This is a genomic window from Pararhodobacter sp. (assembly GCF_036802785.1).
Lineage (GTDB): Bacteria > Pseudomonadota > Alphaproteobacteria > Rhodobacterales > Rhodobacteraceae > Pararhodobacter.
This window is the reverse complement of the sequence record NZ_DAIRVN010000016.1, coordinates 40581-63372: the sequence shown is the minus strand read 5'-3', so window position 1 is coordinate 63372 and position 22792 is coordinate 40581. Positions and strand designations below refer to the sequence as shown.

Below are 22792 nucleotides of genomic sequence, written 5' to 3'. Positions count from 1 at the left end.
ATCATACAACCAACCGGGAGACTATCCATGAAACTGTCACGCAGAAGCATTCTGAAGATGTCCGCGGCCTCGGTCGCGCTGACATTTGCCAAGCCTGTGCTCGCCCAGGCCATCGACGAGCTGGTGATCGCCTATAACGTCAACCTGCCCAGCTGGGACCCCACGGTGGGCCCCTCGGCGGTCAACCCCACCATTCAGGGCCTCTACCAGTCGGTGTTCGACCAGTTCATCCTGCAACAGCCTGACCTGTCGCCCGCGCCGGGCCTGCTGACCGACTGGGGCTGGAACGAGGACAACACGCAGGTCTGGATGGAAGTGCGCGAGGGTGTCAAATGGCATGACGGCTCGGACTTTACCGCCGAAGATGTGCGCTGGTCGCTGGCCCGCGCCGCCGACGAGGCCACCGGCAACCCCATCCAGTTCGTCTGGGGTACGCTGGCCAACCACCGTGTTGAGGGCAACCGGGTGATCGCCGATGTCGCGCAGTTCGATCCGACGATCTTCAAATGGATGTATTTCCTGACCGGCTATGTCCTGCCCAAGGATTATTATGAGCGTGTCGGCGCGGATGGCTTTGAAGCCGCGCCCATCGGCACCGGCCCCTATATGGTTGAGCAATATGAGCGCAACGCCTTTGTGCGGCTGAAAGCCAACCCGGATTACTGGAACGGCGTGCCCGAATTCGAGACCGTCACCATCCGCTTTGTCACCGATGCCGCCAGCCGCGTGGCCGAAGTGGAATCGGGCAACAGCCATGTGACGCTGGAAGTGCCCTATGAGGAATACGACCGCCTGAGCGCTCGCGCCGGTCTGACGGGTACGCATGCGCCGATCTCTGATATCGCGATGATCTTCTTCAACGATATCGACGTGATGCTGGATGAGAATGTTCGCAAGGCCGCCGTGCATGCGGTGGACAAGCAACTGATCATCGACCGGCTGCTATCAGGCTATGGCGTGGCACTGCATACGCTGGAGACGCCCGAATACCTGGCGTTTGATCCGACGATCGAAGTGGCCTATGACCCTGATCTGGCGCGCGAACTGCTGGCGGCCTCGGGCTATTCGCCGGAAAACCCGGTGCGCTTCACCATCCAGACCACGCGCGGCTACAAGCCCAAGGATTATGAGATGATCCAGGCGATTGTCGGCATGTGGCGCCGTGTGGGGATCGAGGCCGAGATCGAAGTCTATGAGATCGCCCGCCATTTTGAGCTGCGCGCGGCGGATGAACTGGCGCCGGCGGCCTTCTACAACTGGGGCAATTCGGTGGGCGACCCCACCACCTCGACCGGGTTTGCCATGTTCGGCCCCAGCCCCCATTCGGTCTGGGACAGCGAGGATCTGATCGAGAAGATCGTGCCCTTGTGGGGTGAGGCCGATGAAGAGGTGCGCATTCAGGGTTGGAAAGACGTGAGCCGCTATATCGCCGAGAACGCCTATGTGCTGCCGCTGCTGCAGTATGTGCAGCCCATCGTGCATGCCGAGGGGGTGCGCGTGACGCCGCATGCCTCCGGCTCGCTGCTGCCGCATCTGATGACCCGCGCCTGAAGCAGGCAGCCCCGGCCCGTTGAACGCGGGCCGGGGCGGAACCAAAAGATGATTTTGCAACGTATCCTCACCCGGCTTGTCACCACGCTGATCACGCTCGCGGGCGTGTCGGTCGTCGTTTTCGTCACCATCCGTGTGGTGCCCGGCAACCCCATCGCCATGATGCTGCCGCCCGGGGCGACCGAGGCCGATATCACACGCCTTCGCGCGCTCTATGGTTTCGACAAGTCCATCCTGCAGCAGTATTTCATCTGGCTTTCCGGCGTGGTGCAGGGTGATTTCGGCACCTCCATCCAGTCGCGCCAGCCGGTGCTGCGGCTGGTGCTGAACCGGCTGCCCGCCACGCTGGAGCTGTCGATCATGGCGCTGGTGATCGCCACCGCACTGGGTGGGTTGATGGCGCTGACCGGCACGCGGCTGCGCGGTACCCGAACGGAAGGCGCGATTGACGTCACCAATGGCATGGCGCTGTCGGTGCCGGATTTCCTGTGGGGGCTGGTGCTGATATTGCTGTTCGGGGTGCTGTGGCCGGTGTTCCACATCTCAGGCCGCATCTCGCCGCAGTTAACGTCCGAGTTTTCAACGAATTTCTACCTGTTTGAAAGCGTACTGCGGCTGCGTTTTGACCTCTGGCGCGATCTGGTCAGCCATATGTTCATGCCCGCTCTGGCCTTGGCGATCCCGCTGGCGGCGATCATCGGGCAGTTGCTGAAGCAAAGCCTCAAGGAAACCATGCATCTGGATTATGTGACCCTGTCGCGCACCAAGGGCTATGGCGAGAACCATGTGATATTGCGTGAGGCGCTGCCGAATGCGGTGCTGCCGACGCTGACACTGATCGGCGTGCAGTTCACCTTTCTGATTGGCGGCACGGTGATCATTGAGCGGCTGTTTTCCTATGAAGGGCTGGGCAACATGGCGATTGATGCGGTGATCAACCGTGATCTGCCGCTGATACAGGGCATCGTGATCCTGTTCGCGTTGCTGTTCACCGCCGTGAACCTGTTCGTCGATATGCTCTATGCCCTGCTGAACCCGAGGTTGCGCCATGCTTGACGCGCGCGGGATGATCAAGCGTCGCCTTGGCCTGCGGTTGTGGCTGCCGGGCGGGTGGTTGACGCTGCTGGTGGTGGCGGCACTTTTCGCGCCGTGGCTGGCCCCGCATAACCCGCTGGAGCAAGACCTCTTCACCTCGCGCCTGCCGCCGTTCTGGATGGCGGGGTCCGAGCCGGGCTATTGGCTGGGCACGGACTCTCTGGGCCGCGATGTGCTCAGCCGGATCATGCATGGCGCGCGGGTTGCGCTGATCGTGGCGCTGATCGCGGGGACGGCCACGGCGCTGGTGGGGGCCATGCTGGGGCTGATCGCAGGGTATTACCGGGGATGGGCCGATCTGGTGATCTCGCGGCTTGTGGATATCTGGATGGCGTTCCCGCCGGTTCTTTTCGCCATTCTGCTGATCGCGGTGATGGGCACCGGCCTTACCTCGGTCGTGGTGGCGATCATCGTCATCGACTGGACGCGCTTTGCCCGGGTGGTGCGCGCCGAGGCCATGGCGCAGGGCGCGATGGATTATGTGGCCTCGGCCCGCGTGGCAGGGCAACGCCGCTTTTGCACCATGCTGACCGAGATATTGCCCAATGTCCTGCCCACTATCGTGGTGCTGCTGACGCTGGAAATGGGGATTGCGGTGATTGTTGAGGCGATCCTGAGTTTTGTGAACCTGTCGATCTCGACCGATTCACCGACATGGGGCGGCATGATCGCCGAGGGGCGCACTTCGGTCCATCAGGCGTGGTGGGTGCTGGTCTTCCCGCTGGCCACGCTGTTTCTGACCGTCCTCAGCTTCAGCCAGCTGGGCGAAGGGCTGAAAGACCGCTTCGATCCGGTGCTGCGATGAGCGCGTTTTTGTCGATCCGCAACCTGTCGCTGGTGCTCAAGGGCGGGCCGCGCTTGCTGCGCTCGGTCTCGCTGGACGTGGAAGCGGGCGAAGTGCGCGGGCTGGTGGGTGAGTCCGGTGCGGGCAAGTCAATGATCGGCAAGGCGGTGCTGGGGATTTTGCCGCGCTCGGTCGAGGTGGTCGAGGGCGAGATCTGGCTGGAGGGCGTGGACCTGCTGAAACTGCGCCCCTCGGACCGTCGCCGCAAGATCGGCGCCACCGCCGCGCTGATCCCGCAAGATCCGCTCACGGCGCTGAACCCCTCGCGCCGCGTGGGGCCGCAGATCACCGACCGGCTGGTGGACATTCTGGGCTGGAAGCGCACCGATGCGCAGGCCCGCGCGCTGGAACTGCTGGGCGAGGTGCATATCCCTGACCCGGCGCGCGTGATGCGCAGCTATCCGCATGAGCTGTCCGGCGGGATGCGGCAGCGGGTGCTGATCGCCTCCGCCTTTGCCGCCGAGCCAAAGCTGATCATCGCCGATGAACCCACGACCGCGCTGGATGTGACGGTGCAGAAGCAGATCCTGCACCTGATCGCCGGAATGCAGGCGCGTCACGGCACGGCGCTGCTGTTCGTCACGCATGATCTGGGCGTGGTGTCCAAGGTCTGTTCGTCGCTGGCGGTGCTCTATGGCGGGCTGGTGGTGGAGCAAAGCCCGGTGCGCGATTTCTTCCGCGAGCCCCAGCACGCCTATTCGCGCGCCCTTCTGGCCGCGACGCCGAAATATACCGACCCCGGGGCCGGGTTGAACCCGGTGCCGGAGGCCGTCATCACCGCCGTGCGCGACGAGGTGGCACTTGCAGACAAGGGTTGGCGCCATGGCTGATCTTTACACCGTCACCGACATGCATCTGTCGCTGGCAGATATGGTGAACAAACCGCTCTTCGGTGCGGCGCCGCGCATCGACATTCTGCACGGGCTGTCGTTTTCGATCAAACGCGGCGAGGTGCTGGGGATTGTCGGTGGCTCAGGGTCGGGCAAATCGACGCTCGGCCGCGTGCTGGTGCGGCTGCTGGAAGCCTCGCAAGGGCAGGTGCTGTTTGACGGGCAGGACATCACCCATCTGGGTGAGGATGCCCTGCGCCCGCTGCGCCGCCGCTTCCAGATGATCTTTCAGGACCCGATGTCATCGCTCAATCCGCGCCGCACGGTGGCAGGCATCATCGCAGGGCCACTGCAACTGCACGGGTTTGACCGGGTTTCCGCGCGCGTCGATCAGGCGCTTGACCATGTCGGCCTGCCGCGCACTTTTCGCAACCGCTATCCGCATGAACTGTCAGGCGGCCAGCGCCAGCGGGTGGGCATCGCGCGCGCCATCGCCATTGAGCCGGAGTTCATTCTGGCCGATGAGATTGTCTCAGGGCTGGATGTGTCCAGTCAGGCGCAGGTGCTGAAGCTGCTGGCCGATCTGGTGCGCGATCTGGGCCTGACACTCGCCTTCATCAGCCATGATCTGAGCGTGATCCGGCGGCTTTGCGGCACGGTCATGGTGCTGCATCAGGGCCGTATTGTCGAACACCGCGCAAGCGACGCCCTCTTTGCCGCGCCCGAAGCCGCCTATACCCGCGCACTGCTCGACTCCATTCCGCTGCCGGACCCGGACCAGCCATGGAGCATAACGGCGGGCATAACAGCGGGCTGAACCCCTCTTGCCCCGGCAGGCGGGATTGGGTATTCGGGGGGCACTGGGCGGGTATGGTGTAATGGTAGCGCCTCAGCCTTCCAAGCTGATGGTGCGGGTTCGATTCCCGCTACCCGCTCCAGCCCTTCTTCCCCTTTGCGTGAACCCTTGCTGAACATGCCAGCGCCGCACAGGTTGCGCGCGGGCAGGGGGGCCAGCCCCCCCGGCCTTCGGCCTCACCCCCGGGATATTTCTGAACAGATGAAAGGGGGCGGTCAGCGCCCCTCGCTGCCTTGTTGCCAGGCCTGCACCAGATTGCCGAAGCGGGTGAAGCGGCCCTCGAAGCTGAGCTCGATGGTGCCGATGGGGCCGTGGCGTTGCTTGCCGATGATCACCTCGGCCTTGCCATGGACCTTTTCCATGATCTCCTGCCATTTCGCCATGCCTTCAAGGTCATGATCGCCCGGCTTCTCGCGCTCGCGGTAGTATTCATCGCGGTAGACGAACATCACCACATCCGCATCCTGCTCGATCGAACCGGATTCGCGCAGGTCAGACAGTTGCGGGCGCTTGTCTTCGCGGCTTTCGACCTGACGTGACAGCTGGGAAAGCGCGATCACCGGGATGTTCAGTTCTTTGGCGATGGCCTTGAGGCCCTGCGTGATCTCGCTGACCTCCTGCACCCGGTTCTCCTTGCTGGACCCCTTCAGAAGCTGAAGATAATCCACCATCAGCACATCCAGACCCTGCGTGCGCTTGAGCCGGCGGGCGCGCGCCGCCACCTGACTGATCGGCAGCGCGGGGGTGTCATCAATGAAAAGCGGACAGGCCTCAAGCGATTTGGCGGCCTCGACGAAGCGGCGGAATTCCTGCTCGGTCATGTCGCCGCGCCGGATCTGCTCTGACGGCACTTCGGAGGCCTCAGAAAGGATCCGCGCCGCCAGCTGTTCGGCCGACATCTCCAGCGAGAAGAAGCCGACCACACCGCCATTCACCGTGCCCTCATTGCCGTCAGGGCGCAGGCCGCGCTTCCAGGCCTTGGCGATGTTGAAGGCGATATTGGTGGCGAGCGAGGTTTTCCCCATCGAGGGGCGCCCGGCGAGGATAATAAGGTCCGAGGGATGCAGCCCGCCCAGCTTCTTGTCCAGATCGACCAGCCCGGTGGAAATGCCCGCCAGCCCGCCGTCGCGCTGATAGGCGGCATTGGCGACATTCACCGCTTCGGTCACCGCCTTGAGGAACGACTGGAAGCCACGCTCGGCCACCCCCTGTTCGCCCAGCTTGTAAAGCTTCTGCTCGGCGTCGGTGATCTGTTCCTTGGGTTCGCTGTCCACATCGACCTGGGCGGCGCGCGCGGCAATGTCGCGGCCCAACTGGATCAGGTCACGCCGGACGGCCAGATCATAGATCATCTGGGCGTAATCGCGCGCCGCATAGGCCGAAATCGCTGCCCCCGCGATCCGCGCCAGATAGGCCGGGCCGCCCAGTTCCCTCAGGCCCGAATCATCTTCCATGAAGGCCTTGAGCGTCACCGGCGAGGCGAGCGCGTTTTTCAGGATGCGCGCGGCGGCAATCTCAAAAATGCGCTGGTGGACCGGGTCAAAGAAATGCTCGGCCTTGATCAGGCTTGAGATGCGGTCGTAGATATCATTATTGGTCAGGATCGCGCCCAGAAGCTGCTGCTCGGCCTCGATGTTATGGGGCAGCGAGTCAGGCTCTGACGTGGCAGGGGTGGCGGTTCGAAGGGCTGTGATCTCGTTCATGTACGCTTCGATCCTCTGGTTGTCTGATCTTGCCGAGGGGTTGCCAAATAGCCTGCAATGCCCCGGCCATCGCCTTTCGGCAGGGGCGGCGCCAATGAGAACCCGACAGGGAAAGCACCCGAAGGCACCTCTATGCCAAAGACGGCCCGTTAGCGCAATCTGAGTAACCCTGTGGTTAACCTGTGGATAACCTGGGGATAACCCGCAAACAGCAAGATATCGCGGATCGGCCGGAAAATCACCCCATATTTCGTGCGCGCATTTTCGCCGCGTCCCGCCGGCTCCCGCGCGAAATTCAGGCGCCCGGTCGTCAGGCGGGCGGCTGCCAGCCGCGCGGGGCGTTCAGGAAGCCTTCCACGGCATCCAGCGTGGCCGCGTCGAAATCTTCGCCGCGCCGGGCTTCGGCCAGAACATCCCACCAGGTGCACAGGTAATGCAGCCTGACCCCGTGTTCCGCCAGCCGGGGCTCGGTTTCAGGGAAAATGCCGTAGTAGAAAATCACCGCCGTATGCGCACACTCCGCCCCGGTTTCACGGATCGCATCGACGAAGCTCAGCTTTGAGCCGCCATCGGTTGTCAGATCCTCGACCAGCAGCACCCGCTGCCCCTCAGACATCGCGCCCTCGATGCGTGCATTGCGCCCGTAGCCCTTGGGTTTCTTGCGCACATAGGTCATCGGCAGCGCCATGCGCTCGGCCACCAGCGCGGCAAAGGGAATGCCCGCCGTCTCGCCGCCTGCGATATTGTCGAAGGCCTCAAAACCCGCATCTTCCAGCACGCGACAGGTCAGGAAATCCATCAGGGTGGAGCGGATGCGCGCGAAGCTGATCAGCTTGCGGCAGTCGATATAGGTGGGCGCCTCCATCCCGGAGGCAAAGGTAAAAGGCTCCGTCGCGTTGAAATGCACCGCCTTGATGTCCAGCAGCATGCGGGCGGTCAGGCGGGCGACGGTGGCGCGGTCAGGATAGCTGGCGGGGATCATGGGAAAGCTCCGGTTCTGGAAGGGGCGCGCGCGGCTTAGCGCCTTTCGGCGATCCGTGCAATCACCCGGCGCCGGAACGGGAAAATCCGCCCCCTTTCATCTAGCCGGAAATACGCGGGGGGTGAGCGGCGTCTCGGGGGCCTTCCAGTGCAAGGCCCCAGCTTTGAGCGCCGAGCCCATGGCGAGGCCGGAGAATTGGCCGCAGGCCAAGAGGGGGCAAAGCCCCCTTTCCTGCTTTTCCTGGCCTTGACACCGCCGTCGCGCCGCAGCATTCCCATGCGGTCTTCTGCGTCAAGGAGCACCGGATGCCTGACACTGCCCTGACCCTCCACATCCCTGACATGAGCTGTGGCCATTGCCGCGCCAGCATCACCGCCGCTTTGGCACCGCTGGGGCTGGTCCCGGTGTTCGACATGGCGGCCCGCCAGATCACCCTGCCGGTCACCGACCCTGCGCCGGTCATCGCCGTCCTCGAACGTATCGGCTTCCCCGCCAGCCCCGCCGCCGGTTAACGCCTGCCTGTCTGCGCGCTCACCAGTGCCCGGTGTTGCCCATCGAGGCCCAGGGCTCGGCCGGTGCTTGCGCGTCGCCCTTCTGCAACAGCTCCACCGACACGTTGTCCGGCGAGCGCACAAAGGCCATGCGCCCGTCGCGCGGGGGGCGGTTGATGACCACACCGTTGTCCATCAGATGCTGGCAGGCGGCGTAGATATCCTCCACCTCATAGGCCAGATGCCCGAAATGGCGGCTGTCCGAGGGCAGGCCCTCATCGCCGTCCCAGTTATAGGTCAGTTCCACCGGGCATTCCGGCTGGCCCGGCGGCGCCATGAAGATCAGGCTGAAGCGGCCCTGTTCGCTTTCATGGCGACGCACCTCTTCCAGCCCCAGAAGCCGGTAAAAGGCCATCGAGGCCTCAAGATCCTTCACCCGGACCATCGTATGCAGATATCGCATCTTGCGTCTCCCTTGCTATAGACCCCAAAATAGCGCCAAACCGGCGGCCCGCAACCCGCCCCGCAGACGTAAGGACAGAACATGCCCCTCAGCCCCGAACAGCAAGCCGAAATCGATCACCTGCGCGCCCGCGCCCGGCCCACGCTGCGCGCGGTGTCCGAGGGGATGGAGAAACATCTCTACCGCGCCCATCCGGTGCTGGATCACGGCTTTGTCCGCGCCATCGACTATATGGGCGATGACAGCGCCATCGTGCAGGCTGCCCGCGTCAGCTACGGGGCGGGCACCAAGCATGTGCAGAACGATGAAGGGCTGATCCGCTACCTGATGCGCCACTGGCACTCCACCCCGTTCGAGATGTGCGAGATCAAGCTGCATGTGAAACTGCCGGTCTTTGTCGCCCGCCAGTGGATCCGCCACCGCACCGCCAATGTGAACGAATACTCGGCCCGTTATTCGATTCTGGACCGCGAGTTCTATATTCCAGAACCCGAACAGCTTGCCGCGCAATCGAGCATCAACAATCAGGGCCGCGGCGCGGTGCTGGAAGGGGATGAGGCCGTGCGCGTACTGGAGATGCTCAAGAACGACGCCTCGCGCAGCTATGACAGCTATGAGGCGATGCTGTCACAGGAAGGGCAGGCGGGGCTGGCGCGGGAACTGGCGCGGATGAACCTGCCGATGAACATCTACACCCAGTGGTACTGGAAGACCGACCTGCACAACCTGTTCCACTTTTTGCGGCTGCGCGCCGACGCCCACGCACAATACGAGATCCGCGTCTATGCCGAAGCAATCGCCAGCATGGTGGCCGACTGGGTGCCGCTGGCCTATGCGGCGTTCGAGGATTACCGGATGGGCGGCGTCAACCTTTCTGCCAAGGGGATTGATTGCGTCCGGCGGATGCTGAAGGGTGAGGAGGTGACGCAGGAGAGTTCGGGGATGTCGAAGGGGGAGTGGCGGGAGTTTATGGGGGTGATTGGGTGAGAGCCATCCCCCGCGTTTACGGCATAAAAACACTTTGTTAGATCGTTCAAGTTTAAGTGAAAGGTCACCCAATGAAAGAAGTCTCAGAAGAGCTTTCGGTTTCTAAACGATTTGAAATGAAGCTACGTTCAGCACTTGATTGTTTTGAGTTGTTGGCGGATTTTGTGAATGAAGGAAGTATTATTGCTTTCCGAGATGTAAGCGGAAGGCTTGCCGAGGATGAATTTTCTGGGATGAAATGTGTTTCTTCTTTGGCGCATAAATTTATTTTTGAAGTCATCCGTCTTAGAAGAGTTATCGAGCATGGCCATGCAGATTTGCAACTTGAACCAGAGTTTCGGCGCCATTTTTTAAGAGAATTAAAAGTTGTGCTTCATGTAAGGAATGTAAATGAACATGGATACGACATCAGGGGGAATGAAAATTCGCAACCCAGCATGCATCCTCATGAGCATGATGGCCTTAATCTTGCGCTTGACGAAACCTCCATTATTGTACTTAGCCCGCAGAAGATTCTTATTGGTCCAATCAACATCTATGACGTCAATATTCTTCTCAATCAACTTGCAAATGCCACCCATGGTTTCGTCAGAGCAAGGCTTAGTGAAACAAGGAAATCATTCTCGCAGTTTTGAATATTGACATTATTAGAGCAGGTTTCTTGCTTATCTCCCAGCAACATGTGTGAGCCTATTCCAAGCATAAAACTGAGCCGCCGGTACAATAACTTACCAAAAGAAACGCCTTCAAAGGCGCTTGCAGAGCGATTACGAAATCGCGTCGGGGCAGAGTTTCCTCTGCCCCAATCGCGTATTATCTTACATCGTCGCAGTCATGTCGCAGATATGCGCAACCGACGCGGCTTGTGCGCCTGCCATCGGTGCTGCGCCTTCGCCCATCTGCTCGGTCTCACCCTGCTGGTCTTCGGCCTGATCCGAAGCGGTGCCGGACATCTGACCGGCGACAGCGCCGCCGCCACCCATCTGCTGCGTCCGGCCCTGCTGGTCCTGGGCCTCGGTCGCCGTCGAAACGCCGGTGGTCGCGCCTTCATCGGCCATTTGCGCGGTTTCACCCACCTGGTCACCGGCCTGCTGCGTCTGCATGCCGCCGGTTGCGCCGGCCTGATCCATGTTCATGGCGCAATAGCTGCGGACCTGCGTGCGGTCGGCCTCATCAAGCGCGTCCCAGTTGGCGCGGATCTCGTCATCCGTGCGCAGGGTTTCCGAGGCGGAGTCGCTGTAGAATGCCTCGGCAATTGACCCTTGCCATTCGACCGGCAGGGCACCCTGCGACGCGACGGTCTGTGCCATCGCGGTGGTGGCGCCAAGGCTGACGGTCAGCGCGGTCAGTGCGAGAAACTTGTTCAGCATAATGTCTTTCTCCTGATTGATCGTCGTTACGGATTAAAAACCCGGCGGGCCGCACATAGTTCCATGGCGATGGCCAATCGCGCTTAATTCGTGATCACATTCTTATTAGGACGGCACCGCTGCACCGGATGTATTCCCCCGCGTCTTCAGGCCGTTCCGCGCCCTCCGGCACAAGAGGTCAGCGACCTGCGCGGCGCGCCACCCGTGCCTCGCGCGGAACACAAAGCTGCGCCCGGATGCCCCGCCATCTCACCAAGACGCGAATTGCCTCCCCCCGCACAATCCGCCATAACGCTCCCATGATCGACGTGCTCAAATCCCTCTTCCGGCCCGCCCCCGCTGCTGCCAGCCGGGACATTGCGCCTGACCTTGCCGTGGCTGTGCTTCTGGTGGAAGCGGCCCGCGCCGACGGGCATTACAACGACGACGACCGTCACGCCGTCGATGCCCTGCTGACCGGGATGTTCGACCTCACGGAACCCGCCGCCCTGCGCCAGCAGGCCGAGGCCGCGCAGGAAGAGGCCGCCGACCTTGTGCGCTTCACCCGCGTCGTCAAGACCGCGCTCACGGACGAGGAGCGGGTGGCGCTGATTGAAGCGCTCTGGCAGGTAGTGCTGGTCGATCACCACCGCGACCCGCATGAAGACGCGCTGCTGCGCCACCTCGCCCCGCTGATCGCCGTCGATGACCGCGACAGCGCCGAGGCCCGGCGCCGCGTTCTGGCCCGCGCCCCGGCCTCGGATACCTGAAGACAGACCCGCAGGTTGCTGACAGAGGAGCAGGAGCAGGGCACTATGCCCTGGCTTTGTCATGGAGATGTTACAAAGACTTGGCATGTGCGTCATATCCCTTCTGCGGACAGGCTGGTGCGGCCGGCCGGGCTTCATCAGGCGGGCACGGGGAGGCAAGGGTCCGGCAGGGCGCTTCAGGCAATTCGGGGGCGGAATGAACGAGCAGCGCGACGCTACCAGCGGGCAGGGCAGGTTGCCGGGCAGGCCCGCGCCCGCAGAACGGGCACGATTGCGCGCGGTTCTTGATGCGCTGCCCGAACCCGTGCTGCTGATCGGGGCCGAACGGCGCATCGAGCTGGCCAACCCCGCCGCCATCGAGCTGCTGGGGCCGGGGCTGGAGGGCACGCAGGCGCTGGCCCATCTGCGCCAACCCGAGACCGTGGCGGTGCTTGAGGCCGGTTTCAACCGGCTGTCCGACCCCACCGCGCCCAAGGGGCCGTTCGAAGCGCGCAAGATCGTCTCAACCGCCAGCTCCGAGACAATCTATCGACTGACCGTCGCCCCCTTGTCACCCGAAGTGGGTTTCGCCGGGTTGATGGTTTTCTTCCATGATATCAGCCATGTCGAAGAGGCCGAGCAGCAGCGCCGCGATTTTGTTGCCAATGTCAGCCATGAGATGCGCTCGCCCCTGACGGTGCTGGCGGGCTTCATCGAGACCCTGCGCGGCCCGGCCAAGGATGACCCGGTCGCGCGCGAGAATTTCCTGTCGATCATGGAGCGCGAGGCGCAGCGGATGACCCGGCTGGTGAGTGACCTTCTGTCGCTGTCCAAGGTCGAAAGCTCGGAAAAGGTGCGCCCGCGCGCGCCGCTGTCGCTGTCCGAGGTGCTGCATGCCACGCTGGCCGCGCTGCGCCCGATCATCGAGGATGCCGGGATCAGGGCGGATTTCACCGATCTGCCTGATGCCGCCCCCATTCCCGGTGACCGCGATCAGCTGGTGCAGGTGTTTCACAACCTGATCGAGAACTCGGTGAAATACGGCGGCAACGGCGGGCGGATCGAGATTGTCATGGCGCGCGCCGAGTCCGTGCCCGGCATGAGTGGCCCGGCGCTGCGCGTCAGTGTGCGCGATTTCGGCGACGGCATCGACCCTATCCATCTGCCGCGCCTGACCGAGCGTTTCTACCGTGTCGATGGCCACCGCTCGCGCGCTATGGGTGGCACGGGGCTGGGGTTGGCGATCTGCAAGCACATCATCAGCCGTCACCGGGGCAAGCTTACCATCCGCTCGGCGCGCGGAGAGGGCAGCACCTTTACCGTTTTCCTGCCATGCGCCTAGGTGCGTCATGTCATTGTCATATCTCCCGCATAGGGTGAATCGTATAAACCGGAAAGTCTGAGCCATGAGCAAACCGCATACCCTCACCGCCTTTGATGAAGATCTGAACCGCATCCGGGAACTGATCCTGGGCATGGGCGGGCGGGTCGAAGAGGCGATCACCCTTGCCTCGCGCGCGCTGGAAAGCCGCGACGAGGAACTGGCCGCCGAGGTTGTCCAGGGCGACAAGGCGATCGACGCGATGGAAGATGACATCGACCATCAGGTCGTCCGCCTTCTGGCGCTGCGCCAGCCGCAGGCGCAGGATCTGCGCGCGGTGATCGCGGTGATGAAGATGGCCGCCGATCTGGAGCGGCTGGGCGATTACGCCAAGAACATGGCCAAGCGCGTGCCGGTTCTGGCCTCGGGCCCGCAGATCGAGGGGGCCGGTGCCGCGATCCGGCGTCAGGCGCGTCAGGTGGGCCAGATGCTCAAGGACATGCTCGATGCGTTCGCCCGTCAGGACGTGGCGCTGGCTGAGGATGTGATTGCCCGCGATGCCGAGATCGACCATATGACCAATGCGCTGTTCCGCGAATTCATCACCCATATGATGGAAGATCCGCGTATCATCAGCGCCTGTCTGCACTACACCTTCATCGCCAAGAATGTCGAACGGATGGGCGATCTGGTTACCGGGGCGGCTGAACAGGTGGTTTATCTTGCCACCGGCCAGAAGCCCGGCGACCGCGTCAAGGGGGCGTCGACGGCCACGCTGGATGTAGCGTTGGGGGACGAGGACTGAATTATGCGCAAATCCGATATGCCGCTTGTGCTGGTGGTCGATGACGAACCGGCGCAACGCGCGCTGCTCAGTTACAATCTGGAGGCCTCCGGCTTCCGGGTGGCCACGGCGGGGGACGGCGAAGAGGCGATGCTGGTCATCGCCGAAGAGGCGCCGGATGTCATTCTGCTGGACTGGATGCTGCCGCGGCTGTCGGGGATCGAGGTTTGCCGCCAGATCAAGGCCCGCCCGGAAGCGCGCGATGCTGCCGTGATCATGGTCTCGGCGCGCAGCGAAGAGGGTGACCGCATCCGGGGGCTGGAAACCGGGGCGGATGACTACATCACCAAGCCGTATTCGATCAACGAGCTGTTGGCGCGGGTGCGCGCCAACCTGCGCCGGGTGCGCCCGGCGCAAAGCGGGCAGGTGTTGGAGGTGAACGATCTGCGCCTCGACCCTGAGGCGCATCGCGTCTACCGTCAGGGGCAGGAGCTGCATCTTGGCCCCACCGAGTTCCGCCTGCTGGCGGCGCTGATGGAGAAGGCCGGGCGCGTCTGGTCGCGCGAGGCACTGCTGGACAGGGTCTGGGGCCGCGATATCTATGTCGACTCGCGCACGGTGGATGTGCATATCGGCCGGTTGCGCAAAGCGCTCTGCGCGCGCGGCGGCGATGATCCGATCCGCACGGTGCGCGGCGCCGGGTATGCGATGGGCTGAGCGGGGCCGGGGCTGTCGTTCCGGCGCGCGTCTGATGGCTGCAACTCATGAAAGGACGGTGTTGCAGGTCCTGGCGGGACCGCAGCGCCGTATTTTCCTTCGCTCTGCCCTGTCAGATCTCCGTCACCATCCGGTAGCCCGGCGCATAGGTCAGCGTCACCGCCGTGATCGGCTGCGCATCCGAAAATGTGGTGCGGTCGATCGCCAGCAAGGCGGCGCCGCGCTCACAGGCCAGAAGCCCCGCCAGCTCCGCATCGGCGAGCGTGGCGTAAAAGCTGAAACCCCCGCCTGAGAACGCAAGGTTCCGCACCAGCCATTCATTGGCGCTGAGCGTATCAAACTGCACCTCCGGCCCGGCGAAGGCAGGGTTGATCCAGCGTTTTTCCAGACAAAAGGGTTGCCCGTCAGCCAGATGCAGCGCCTCCAGCGCCCGCAGCGGCTTTGCCCCCGTCAGTTTCAGCGCGGCGCAAACCGGGGGCGGTGGCGGCACCAGCCGGTCTGACAACAGCCGGTAGCCATAGTCCTGCCCGCGCCCCTCCACATCCTGACGGATGATCGGGATTTCAAAGGTCGCCTTGCGCACCGGGGTCAGCGCCACGCGGGTGCCGCCCTTGCGCCGGCGCTCCAGATAGCCCGATTCCGCCAGATCGCGCAAAGCCCGGTTCACGGTTGCCCGCGCACAGCCGAATTCGGCCGCCAGATCCGCCTCATTCGGAATCTGGCTGCCCGGCGGCCATTCGCGCGCATTGATCCGGCGCAGCGCTTCCGCCCGGAGCGATTGCCAGGTGACAGACCCTTCGATCACAGCGCCGTCAACCGCCTGAGAACGGCGCGGTAAGCGCTGGTGATGGCGTGACGCTGCACATGCTCCCCTCCGCTGACCAGATGACGCCCGGCTGCCCAGACATCGCTGACCGCCCGATCATCGGCAGCAAAGACGCAGGCGTCAAGCAGCGTATCGCCGCTGCGCCCCTCCAGATCGACATGGCTTGTATCCAGCGCCATCAGATCGGCCAGCCTGCCCGGCGCGATCACGCCCGCATCGCGCGCCGCTGCCTGTGCGCCGCCCTTCGCCGCGCCCTCAAAAAGCACCCGCCCGGTGGATTTTTCCGGCGTGGCCAGCGCCGCGCGGGAGCGGTCGCGCAGGCGTTGGGAATAGTCGAGCGTGCGCAGCTCTTCGGTCAGGGTGATGCGGATGTTGCTGTCCGAACCGATACCCCAGTTCCCGCCCGCGCCCGTCCAGGCAACGCCGTCAAAGATGCCGTCCCCCAGGCTGGATTCGGTGATCGGGCACAGCCCCGCCACTGCGCCCGTCGCCGCCAGCGCCAGCGTCTCGTGGCGCTCCATCTGGGTGCAATGGATCAGGCACCAGCGCGCATCGACCTGCGCATGCGCCAGCAACCATTCCACCGGCCGCGCGCCCCATGCCGCCTGCACCTCATCGACCTCGGCGACCTGCTCGGCCAGATGCATATGCAGCGGCGCATCCGGGCGCAGGGCGATGGCCGCCGCCAGCCCCTCGGGCGAGACGGCGCGCAGGCTGTGCGGGGCCACGCCAAGGCGGGCGTCAGCGGGCAGGGTGCTCAGGGCCTGCCCGGCCTCTTCCACCAGACGCGCGAAGCGGTCGGGGTCATTGCCGAAGCGGATCTGCCCGGGCCCCAGCGCGCGCCTGTCGCAGCCGCCGTATTGATACAGCACCGGCAGCAGCGTCAGGCCGATCCCGCTTTGCTCCGCCGCCGCCGCAATCCGCGCAGCCATCTCGGCCAGCCGGGCATAGGGCACACCGCCCGGCGCGTGGTGCAGATAGTGGAACTCGGCCACCGCAGCATAACCCGCCTCCAGCATCTCCATCTGCACGAAGGTGGCAATGGCCTGCACGTCATCGGGCGTCAGCTGATCAAGGAAGCGGAACATCAGCTGCCGCCATGTCCAGAAACTGTCGCGCGGGTCCGGCCCGCGCCGCTCGGTCAGGCCGGCCATGGCGCGCTGGAAGGCATGGGAATGCAGGTTGGCAGGCGCGGGTAGCAGCGCGCCAACCCGGGTGGCGCCCGCCTCCGGCAGGGTACCCGTGCTGACCCCGGCGATCTTGCAGCCGTCGATGGCGAGGGTGACATCGCTGGCCCATCCGCCTTCCAGAAGTGCCTGTTCCGCCCAGATCCTGATCATGGCATTCCCCGTTGACTTGAAAAATAAGTCTATACATAATGCGTCAAGATCGAGAGGGAATCAAGATGGAAACACCTGCCCCAAAGGTTCTGATGAACGCCCGACTGGCCACAATGGAGGCGCCTGTCATGGCGCGTGGGGCGGTTGTGATGGCCGGTGAAAAGGTGCTCTGGGCGGGGCCTGAGGCCGATCTGCCCGCCGCGCATGCCAAGGCCGAACAGCAGGATATGGCAGGGCGGCTGATCACCCCGGCGCTGATTGATTGCCACACCCACATCGTCCATGGCGGCCATCGCGCGCGTGAATTCGAGATGCGGCTTGAAGGTGCCTCTTATGAGGAAATCGCGCGGGCCGGAGGGGGGATCATCTCTACCGTCGCGGCCACCCGCAACGCGTCTGAGGCCGAGTTGCTGGCGCAGGCGCTGCCCCGGCTGGACGCGCTGATTGCCGAGGGAGTGACAACCATCGAGGTGAAATCCGGCTACGGGCTGGACGGCGACACCGAACTGGCCATGCTGCGCGTTGCCCGGCGGCTGGCGGATGAGCGCCCGGTGCGGGTGCGCACCACCTTTCTGGGCGCCCATGCGGTGCCAAAGGGGCAGGGCGCCGACAGCTATCTGGAGGAAGTCTGCCTGCCCACCCTGCGCAAGGCCCATGCGCTGGGGCTGGTCGATGCGGTTGACGGCTTTTGCGAGGGCATCGCCTTTTCCCCCGAGCAGATCGCCCGCGTGTTCGATGTGGCGGTTGAGCTGGGCCTGCCGGTCAAGCTGCATGCCGAGCAGTTGTCGCATCTGGGCGGCACGGCGCTCGCGGCCCGCTACGGCGCATTGTCCGCCGATCATGTCGAATACGCCAATGACGATGACGCGCGCCTGATGGCGGCATCCGGTACCGTGGCGGTGCTGCTGCCCGGCGCCTATTACTTCATCCGCGAAACGCAACTGCCGCCGGTTGCCGCCTTCCGCGCCCATGGCGTGCCGATGGCGCTGGCGACCGATTGCAACCCCGGCTCCTCGCCGTTCACCTCGCTTCTGCTGACCATGAACATGGCCTGCACCCTGTTCCGCCTCACCCCGGATGAGGCCCTGCGCGGGGTGACCGTGCATGCCGCCCGCGCGCTGGGGCTGGACGATTGCGGCGTGATCGCGCCGGGCAAGCGCGCCGATCTGGCGGTCTGGAACGTGGAAACCCCGGCCGAGCTGGCCTATCGCATCGGCTTCAACCCGCTGCACCAACGCTATTTCGGAGGAAGCGCATGCTGACCCTGACCCCCGGTGCCACCACGCTGGCGCAACTGGAGAACCTGTGGCGCGAGGGGGTTCCCGCGCGGCTTGACCCTGCGGCGCGCGCCGGGGTCGATGCGGCTGCCGCCGCCGTGAAACGCGCGGCGAATGGCAATGAAGCGGTTTACGGTGTGAACACCGGCTTCGGCAAGCTTGCCTCGGTCAAGATCGCGCCCGGCGATACCGCCACCCTGCAGCGCAACCTGATCCTCAGCCATTGCTGCGGCGTGGGTGAGCCGCTTGAGCCTGCGACCACCCGGCTGATGATGGCGCTCAAGCTGCTGAGCCTTGGGCGCGGGGCCTCCGGCGTGCGCTGGGAGGTAATCGCCCTGATCGAGGCGATGCTGGAACGCGGGGTTATCCCGGTAGTGCCGGTGCAGGGCTCGGTCGGGGCCTCGGGCGATCTGGCGCCGCTGGCGCATATGACGGCGGCCATGATCGGCGCGGGTGAGGCCTTTTATCAGGGCCAGCGGATGAGTGGCGCTGCGGCGCTGGCTGCGGCGGGGCTGGCGCCCGTGGTTCTGGGCCCCAAAGAGGGGCTGGGGTTGATCAACGGCACCCAGTTCTCTACCGCGCTGGCGCTGGTCGGGCTGTTTGAAGGCTGGCGCAACCTTTTGAATGCGCTGGTAACTTCCTGCATGTCCACCGACGCGATCATGGGCTCCACTGCGCCGCTGGAGGGCGAAATCCACGCGCTGCGCGGGCATCGCGGCCAGATCGAGGTGGCGCAGGCGATGCGCGACCTGATGGCGGGCTCGGTGATCCGCGAAAGCCACCGTGATGACGATGCCCGCGTGCAGGACCCCTATTGCATCCGCTGCCAGCCGCAGGTGGCGGGCGCCGCGATGGACCTTCTGCGCTTTGCCGCCACCACGCTGGAGGTGGAGGCGAATGCCGTCACCGACAACCCGCTGGTGGTTGCTGCGGGCATCATTTCTGGTGGTAACTTCCACGCGGAACCCGTTGCTTTTGCTGCTGATATCATCGCTCTTGCACTGGCCGAAACCGGAGCGATCGCGCAGCGGCGGGTGGCGCTGATGGTCGATCCCACGCTCAGCCATGATCTGCCGCCCTTCCTGACGCCCGATCCGGGGCTCAACTCCGGCTATATGATCGCCGAAGTGACCACCGCCGCGCTGATGAGCGAGAACAAGCACCTCGCAAACCCCTGTTCAACCGATTCCACCCCGACCTCGGCCAATCAGGAAGACCATGTCTCCATGGCCGCGCATGCCGCGCGCAGGCTGGGGCGTATGAACGCGAATCTCTCGGTAATTCTGGGGGTTGAGGCGCTTTGTGCCGCGCAGGGAATTGATTTCCGTGCGCCGCTGGAAACCTCGCCCCGGTTGCAGGCCGCGATGGCCAGCCTGCGCGCCAAGGCGCCGGGGCTGGAATCCGATCGCTACCTCGCGCCTGAGATTGAGGCGGCGAGCGCCCTGATCCGCGACGGCAGCCTGCTGCGCGCCGCAGCGCTGGAGCTTGCGCTATGAACCCGGTTGAAATTACCCGCGGTGACAGCCCCATCGTGCTGGGCCTGCCGCATACCGGCACCCATGTTCCGCCCGATATCATGGCGCGGCTGAATGCGCAGGGTCAGATACTGCCCGATACCGACTGGCATATCCACCGTCTTTACAATGGCTTGCTGCCCGGTGCTACCACAGTTCGCGCCACCTTCCACCGCTATGTAATCGACGCCAATCGCCCGCCTGACGGCGAAAGCCTGTATCCGGGTCAGAACACCACCGGCCTTGTCCCGCTGACCGATTTTGACGGTGTGGATATCTGGGCCGATCCGCCCGATCCCGCCGATATCGAGGCCCGGCGCACTGCTTACCACGCGCCCTATCACGCCGCGCTCCAGGCCGAACTGGCGCGGGTCCATGCCCTGCATGGCGTGGCGCTGCTCTATGATTGCCATTCGATCCGCGCCCATATTCCGTTCCTGTTCGAAGGCACCCTGCCGGATTTCAACATCGGAACGGTGAACGGCGTGACCTGCGCACCTGTTCTGCAAGAAACTTTGGTAGATATCTGCGCGAAAGCAAAGGGTTACACCCATATCCTCAACGGCCGTTTCAAGGGCGGCTGGACCACCCGGCACTATGGCCAGCCCGAAGCAGGCTTCCATGCGATCCAGATGGAGCTTGCGCAAGCGACCCATCTTGAGACCGAGGCACCGCCCTTTGACTACAGCGACGAAAAGGCCGCCCGGCTGCGCCCGGTGCTGGCTGAAATTCTGGAAACCCTCGCGGAAAAAGTGCTGGACCTTCGGCCATGAAGCCCTTGGAAGGTATCAGAATTCTTGATCTCACGCGGGTGCTTGCCGGGCCATTCTGCACCGCCCTGATGGCCGATCTGGGCGCGCAGGTGATCAAGCTGGAACCCCCGCAGGGCGATGATTACCGTCATATCGGTCCCTTCGTGCAAGGCGAAAGCGCACTTTTCGCCCTGACCAACCGGGGCAAGCAATCGCTGGTGGTTGATCTGAAAAGTGAAGAAGGTCAATCGCTTGCGCGGCGTCTTGCGGCAAGTTGTGACGTGGTGGTGGAAAATTTCCGTCCCGGTGTGGCGGCCAAGCTGGGCCTTGGCGCCGAGCGGCTGCGCGCTGAGAACCCCAACCTCGTCTATTGCTCGATTTCGGGTTTCGGCCAGTCCGGCCCGTTCACCCAGCTTCCCGCCTATGACATCGTCGTGCAGGCCATGTCCGGCCTGATGGATGCGACCGGCGAGGAAGGCGGCGCGCCCCTCAAGGTGGGTGAGGCCATGGGCGATCTGATGGCGGGGCTCTACGCCGCCTGGGCCATCTGCGCGGCCCTTGTCGGGTGCGAACGGCAGGGTACGGGTTCAACGCTTGATGTGGCGATGTTTGACGCGCTTTTCGCGCTCTTGCCCACCAGCCACGCGCTGCATCTGTACGCGCAGCAGCCCATCACCCGCACCGGCAACCGCCACCCGCTTTCCACCCCTTTCGGCGCCTATCGCGCCCTGGATGGCCATGTGATCATCGCAGCCCTTGGCGCGCGCCAGTTCGCCGCGCTTTGCACGCTGGTTGGCCAGCCGGACGCGGCGAATGACCCGCGCTTTGCCAGCGATGAGGAGCGTACGCGCCATGAACCGCAGGTCCGCACACTGATCGAGGGCTTCACCGCCACCCGCCCCACGGCGGCGCTGATCGACGCGCTGCGCGCCGCCCATATCCCGGCAGCCCCCATTCTGACGTTGGCCGAAGCTGCGCAGAGCGAGCATGCCCGCGCCCGCGATCTGGTGCAGGTCTTGCCGCATCACCGGCTGGGCAGCGCGCCGGTTGTCGGTCAGCCGGTGCGCTTTGACGGGGTCAAACCAATGGCGGAATCCGGCGCGCCCGCGCTTGGTGCGGGAACCCGCGCCACGCTTGCGGCCCTTGGCCTGTCTGAGGCGCAGATCACCGGGTTGCTGGATGCAGGGATCATTATGGAGGCCGCAGATGGCTGATCTTTACCATATGCTCGACGACACGGAAGTCAGCTTCATCACCATGCTGGAGCGCTTCGCCGCCGAGAAGCTGGCCCCCAAAGCCGCTGAGACCGACGAGCAGGGCGCCTTTGTGCATGAACAACTGGCCGCTTTGGCTGAGACCGGGATGATGGGCGCGAACCTGCCGGAGGCATGGGGCGGGGCGGATATCTCGGCGCAGGCCATCCTGAAGGCGGTGTCGGTCATCGCCGGGGGCTGCGGATCGACTGTATCGGCGCTGACAGCGCATTACCTGGCGACCGACTCGCTGCTGATCGGCGGCGATGATGCTTTGCGCGCACGCTACCTGCCCGATGCCGCGACCGGCGCGAAACTGGGTGCGTTTGGCCTGACCGAACCCACCGCCGGCTCAGACCCTGCCGATATGAAAACCCGCGCCACGCGCGAGGGTGAGGGCTACCGCATCAAGGGCCGCAAGTGCTTCATTTCCAACGGTGGCGTGGCCGATTTCGTGGTGCTCTATGCGGTCACTGACCCGGCCGCGCGCCACAAGGGCATCTCGGCTTTTGTCGTCGACAAGGGCACCGCAGGCTTCACCCCGGGCCGGGCCGAGAAAACCATGGGCCTGCGCGGCGGGCATGTCTGGGAGCTGGATCTGGACCTTTGGGTGCCGGAAAACCAGCGGCTGGGGGCTGAGGGTTCGGGCTTCCGCACCGCGATGAAGGTGCTGGATAACGGGCGGCTGGAAGTGGCGGCCATGTGCATCGGCATTGCTCGCGCCGCGCTGACGGCTGCGACCGACTGGGCGAAAACCCGTATCATCAGCGGCGAGCCGCTGGCCGAAAAGCAGGGCATCCGCTGGATGCTGGCCGACATGGCGCTGGACCTGCGTGCATCCGAATTGCTGGCGCTGGAGGCCGCGCGCCTGCGCCAGCAGGGCACCCGCTTCTCACAAGAGGCCAGCATGGCCAAGCTGCACGCCAGCGAAATGGCCCATCGCGTCACCGACAAGGCGATCCAGATCCACGGCGGCTATGGGTTCACCCGTGATTTCCCGCTGGAACGCTACGCCCGCGATGTGCGGATCATGCGCATCTATGAGGGCTCATCCGAGATTCAACGCAACATCATTGCCGGCCATCTGCTGGCCGCCTGAGGAGGCAAT

General features: G+C 64.2%; 23 protein-coding genes and 1 tRNA gene. 18 read left to right on the top strand and 6 right to left on the bottom strand.

The features are described 5' to 3' along the window. Positions 1-27 precede the first annotated feature (27 nt). From V7Q53_RS08140 to V7Q53_RS08115, 6 genes are all read left to right on the top strand, one after another. Positions 28-1551 carry an ABC transporter substrate-binding protein gene (locus tag V7Q53_RS08140; RefSeq protein ID WP_333828033.1) on the top strand — a complete coding sequence of 508 codons (1524 nt, stop codon included), beginning with the start codon at positions 28-30 and terminating at the stop codon, positions 1549-1551. A 48-nt stretch (positions 1552-1599) separates the two neighbouring features. After that, entirely contained in the window at positions 1600-2607 is a 1008-nt protein-coding gene (locus V7Q53_RS08135) for an ABC transporter permease (RefSeq protein WP_333828032.1), read from the top strand. Continuing rightward, positions 2600-3451 carry an ABC transporter permease gene (locus tag V7Q53_RS08130; RefSeq protein WP_333828031.1) on the top strand — a complete coding sequence of 284 codons (852 nt, stop codon included), beginning with the start codon at positions 2600-2602 and terminating at the stop codon, positions 3449-3451. The genes V7Q53_RS08135 and V7Q53_RS08130 overlap by 8 nt, the downstream gene beginning before the upstream one ends. Further along, on the top strand, positions 3448-4320 hold the full coding sequence (locus V7Q53_RS08125) for an ABC transporter ATP-binding protein (protein WP_333828030.1): 873 nt from the start codon (positions 3448-3450) through the stop codon (positions 4318-4320). Before V7Q53_RS08130 ends, V7Q53_RS08125 begins: the two co-directional genes overlap by 4 nt. After that, positions 4313-5137, top strand: coding sequence for an ATP-binding cassette domain-containing protein (locus tag V7Q53_RS08120; protein WP_333828029.1), 825 nt, complete (start codon positions 4313-4315; stop codon positions 5135-5137). Before V7Q53_RS08125 ends, V7Q53_RS08120 begins: the two co-directional genes overlap by 8 nt. A 47-nt stretch (positions 5138-5184) precedes the next feature. Beyond that, a tRNA-Gly gene (locus V7Q53_RS08115) sits at positions 5185-5258 on the top strand. Between the two features lie 133 nt (positions 5259-5391). Here V7Q53_RS08115 and V7Q53_RS08110 read toward each other — a convergent pair. Both V7Q53_RS08110 and V7Q53_RS08105 read right to left on the bottom strand, forming a co-directional pair. Then, the gene (locus tag V7Q53_RS08110; RefSeq protein WP_333828028.1) at positions 5392-6879 is read right to left on the bottom strand and encodes a replicative DNA helicase; all 1488 of its coding nucleotides are present in this window, start codon (positions 6877-6879) and stop codon (positions 5392-5394) included. A gap of 310 nt (positions 6880-7189) precedes the next feature. Beyond that, on the bottom strand, positions 7190-7861 hold the full coding sequence (locus tag V7Q53_RS08105; protein WP_333828027.1) for an orotate phosphoribosyltransferase: 672 nt from the start codon (positions 7859-7861) through the stop codon (positions 7190-7192). 305 nt (positions 7862-8166) lie between these two features. Between V7Q53_RS08105 and V7Q53_RS08100 the strand changes: the two genes are divergently transcribed. Continuing rightward, on the top strand, positions 8167-8373 hold the full coding sequence (locus V7Q53_RS08100) for a heavy-metal-associated domain-containing protein (RefSeq protein ID WP_333828026.1): 207 nt from the start codon (positions 8167-8169) through the stop codon (positions 8371-8373). A 19-nt stretch (positions 8374-8392) separates the two neighbouring features. Here the strand turns inward: V7Q53_RS08100 and V7Q53_RS08095 are convergent, their stop codons facing one another. Beyond that, the gene (locus V7Q53_RS08095; RefSeq protein ID WP_333828025.1) at positions 8393-8815 is read right to left on the bottom strand and encodes a VOC family protein; all 423 of its coding nucleotides are present in this window, start codon (positions 8813-8815) and stop codon (positions 8393-8395) included. An 81-nt stretch (positions 8816-8896) separates the two neighbouring features. Here V7Q53_RS08095 and thyX point away from each other — a divergent pair, with 81 nt between their 5' ends. Together thyX and V7Q53_RS08085 are read left to right on the top strand one after the other, a co-directional pair. Continuing rightward, positions 8897-9802, top strand: coding sequence for an FAD-dependent thymidylate synthase (gene thyX / locus V7Q53_RS08090; protein ID WP_333828024.1), 906 nt, complete (start codon positions 8897-8899; stop codon positions 9800-9802). Positions 9803-9873: 71 nt separating this feature from the next. Then, on the top strand, positions 9874-10437 hold the full coding sequence (locus tag V7Q53_RS08085) for a hypothetical protein (RefSeq protein ID WP_333828023.1): 564 nt from the start codon (positions 9874-9876) through the stop codon (positions 10435-10437). Between the two features lie 183 nt (positions 10438-10620). Here the strand turns inward: V7Q53_RS08085 and V7Q53_RS08080 are convergent, their stop codons facing one another. Then, positions 10621-11172, bottom strand: coding sequence for a hypothetical protein (locus V7Q53_RS08080; protein ID WP_333828022.1), 552 nt, complete (start codon positions 11170-11172; stop codon positions 10621-10623). Positions 11173-11471: 299 nt separating this feature from the next. Between V7Q53_RS08080 and V7Q53_RS08075 the strand changes: the two genes are divergently transcribed. From V7Q53_RS08075 to phoB, 4 genes are all read left to right on the top strand, one after another. Beyond that, positions 11472-11921 (top strand): tellurite resistance TerB family protein, encoded by a 450-nt coding sequence (locus V7Q53_RS08075; protein WP_333828021.1) that lies wholly within the window; start codon positions 11472-11474, stop codon positions 11919-11921. 196 nt (positions 11922-12117) lie between these two features. Further along, positions 12118-13242 carry an ATP-binding protein gene (locus V7Q53_RS08070; protein ID WP_333828020.1) on the top strand — a complete coding sequence of 375 codons (1125 nt, stop codon included), beginning with the start codon at positions 12118-12120 and terminating at the stop codon, positions 13240-13242. 64 nt (positions 13243-13306) lie between these two features. After that, the gene (gene phoU / locus V7Q53_RS08065; RefSeq protein ID WP_333828019.1) at positions 13307-14026 is read left to right on the top strand and encodes a phosphate signaling complex protein PhoU; all 720 of its coding nucleotides are present in this window, start codon (positions 13307-13309) and stop codon (positions 14024-14026) included. Positions 14027-14029: 3 nt separating this feature from the next. Beyond that, positions 14030-14722: a phosphate regulon transcriptional regulator PhoB gene (gene phoB / locus V7Q53_RS08060; protein WP_333828018.1), complete on the top strand. Its 693-nt coding sequence runs from the start codon at positions 14030-14032 to the stop codon at positions 14720-14722. 112 nt (positions 14723-14834) lie between these two features. On the opposite strand, the gene V7Q53_RS08055 is transcribed toward phoB, so the two are convergent. Further along, complete coding sequence (locus tag V7Q53_RS08055; protein ID WP_333828017.1) at positions 14835-15527, bottom strand: UTRA domain-containing protein; 693 nt, start codon at positions 15525-15527, stop codon at positions 14835-14837. Continuing rightward, positions 15524-16888 carry a formimidoylglutamate deiminase gene (locus tag V7Q53_RS08050; protein ID WP_333828016.1) on the bottom strand — a complete coding sequence of 455 codons (1365 nt, stop codon included), beginning with the start codon at positions 16886-16888 and terminating at the stop codon, positions 15524-15526. Before V7Q53_RS08050 ends, V7Q53_RS08055 begins: the two co-directional genes overlap by 4 nt. A gap of 92 nt (positions 16889-16980) precedes the next feature. Between V7Q53_RS08050 and hutI the strand changes: the two genes are divergently transcribed. The 5 genes from hutI to V7Q53_RS08025 are packed head-to-tail and all read left to right on the top strand — an operon-like array spanning position 16981 to position 22783. Then, complete coding sequence (gene hutI, locus V7Q53_RS08045) at positions 16981-18150, top strand: imidazolonepropionase (RefSeq protein WP_333828041.1); 1170 nt, start codon at positions 16981-16983, stop codon at positions 18148-18150. After that, positions 18144-19661, top strand: coding sequence for a histidine ammonia-lyase (gene hutH / locus V7Q53_RS08040; RefSeq protein ID WP_333828015.1), 1518 nt, complete (start codon positions 18144-18146; stop codon positions 19659-19661). The genes hutI and hutH overlap by 7 nt, the downstream gene beginning before the upstream one ends. Next, the gene (gene hutG, locus V7Q53_RS08035) at positions 19658-20452 is read left to right on the top strand and encodes an N-formylglutamate deformylase (RefSeq protein WP_333828014.1); all 795 of its coding nucleotides are present in this window, start codon (positions 19658-19660) and stop codon (positions 20450-20452) included. The genes hutH and hutG overlap by 4 nt, the downstream gene beginning before the upstream one ends. Then, positions 20449-21645 (top strand): CaiB/BaiF CoA transferase family protein, encoded by a 1197-nt coding sequence (locus V7Q53_RS08030; protein ID WP_333828013.1) that lies wholly within the window; start codon positions 20449-20451, stop codon positions 21643-21645. Before hutG ends, V7Q53_RS08030 begins: the two co-directional genes overlap by 4 nt. After that, complete coding sequence (locus V7Q53_RS08025) at positions 21638-22783, top strand: acyl-CoA dehydrogenase family protein (RefSeq protein ID WP_333828012.1); 1146 nt, start codon at positions 21638-21640, stop codon at positions 22781-22783. Before V7Q53_RS08030 ends, V7Q53_RS08025 begins: the two co-directional genes overlap by 8 nt. Positions 22784-22792: the final 9 nt, after the last annotated feature.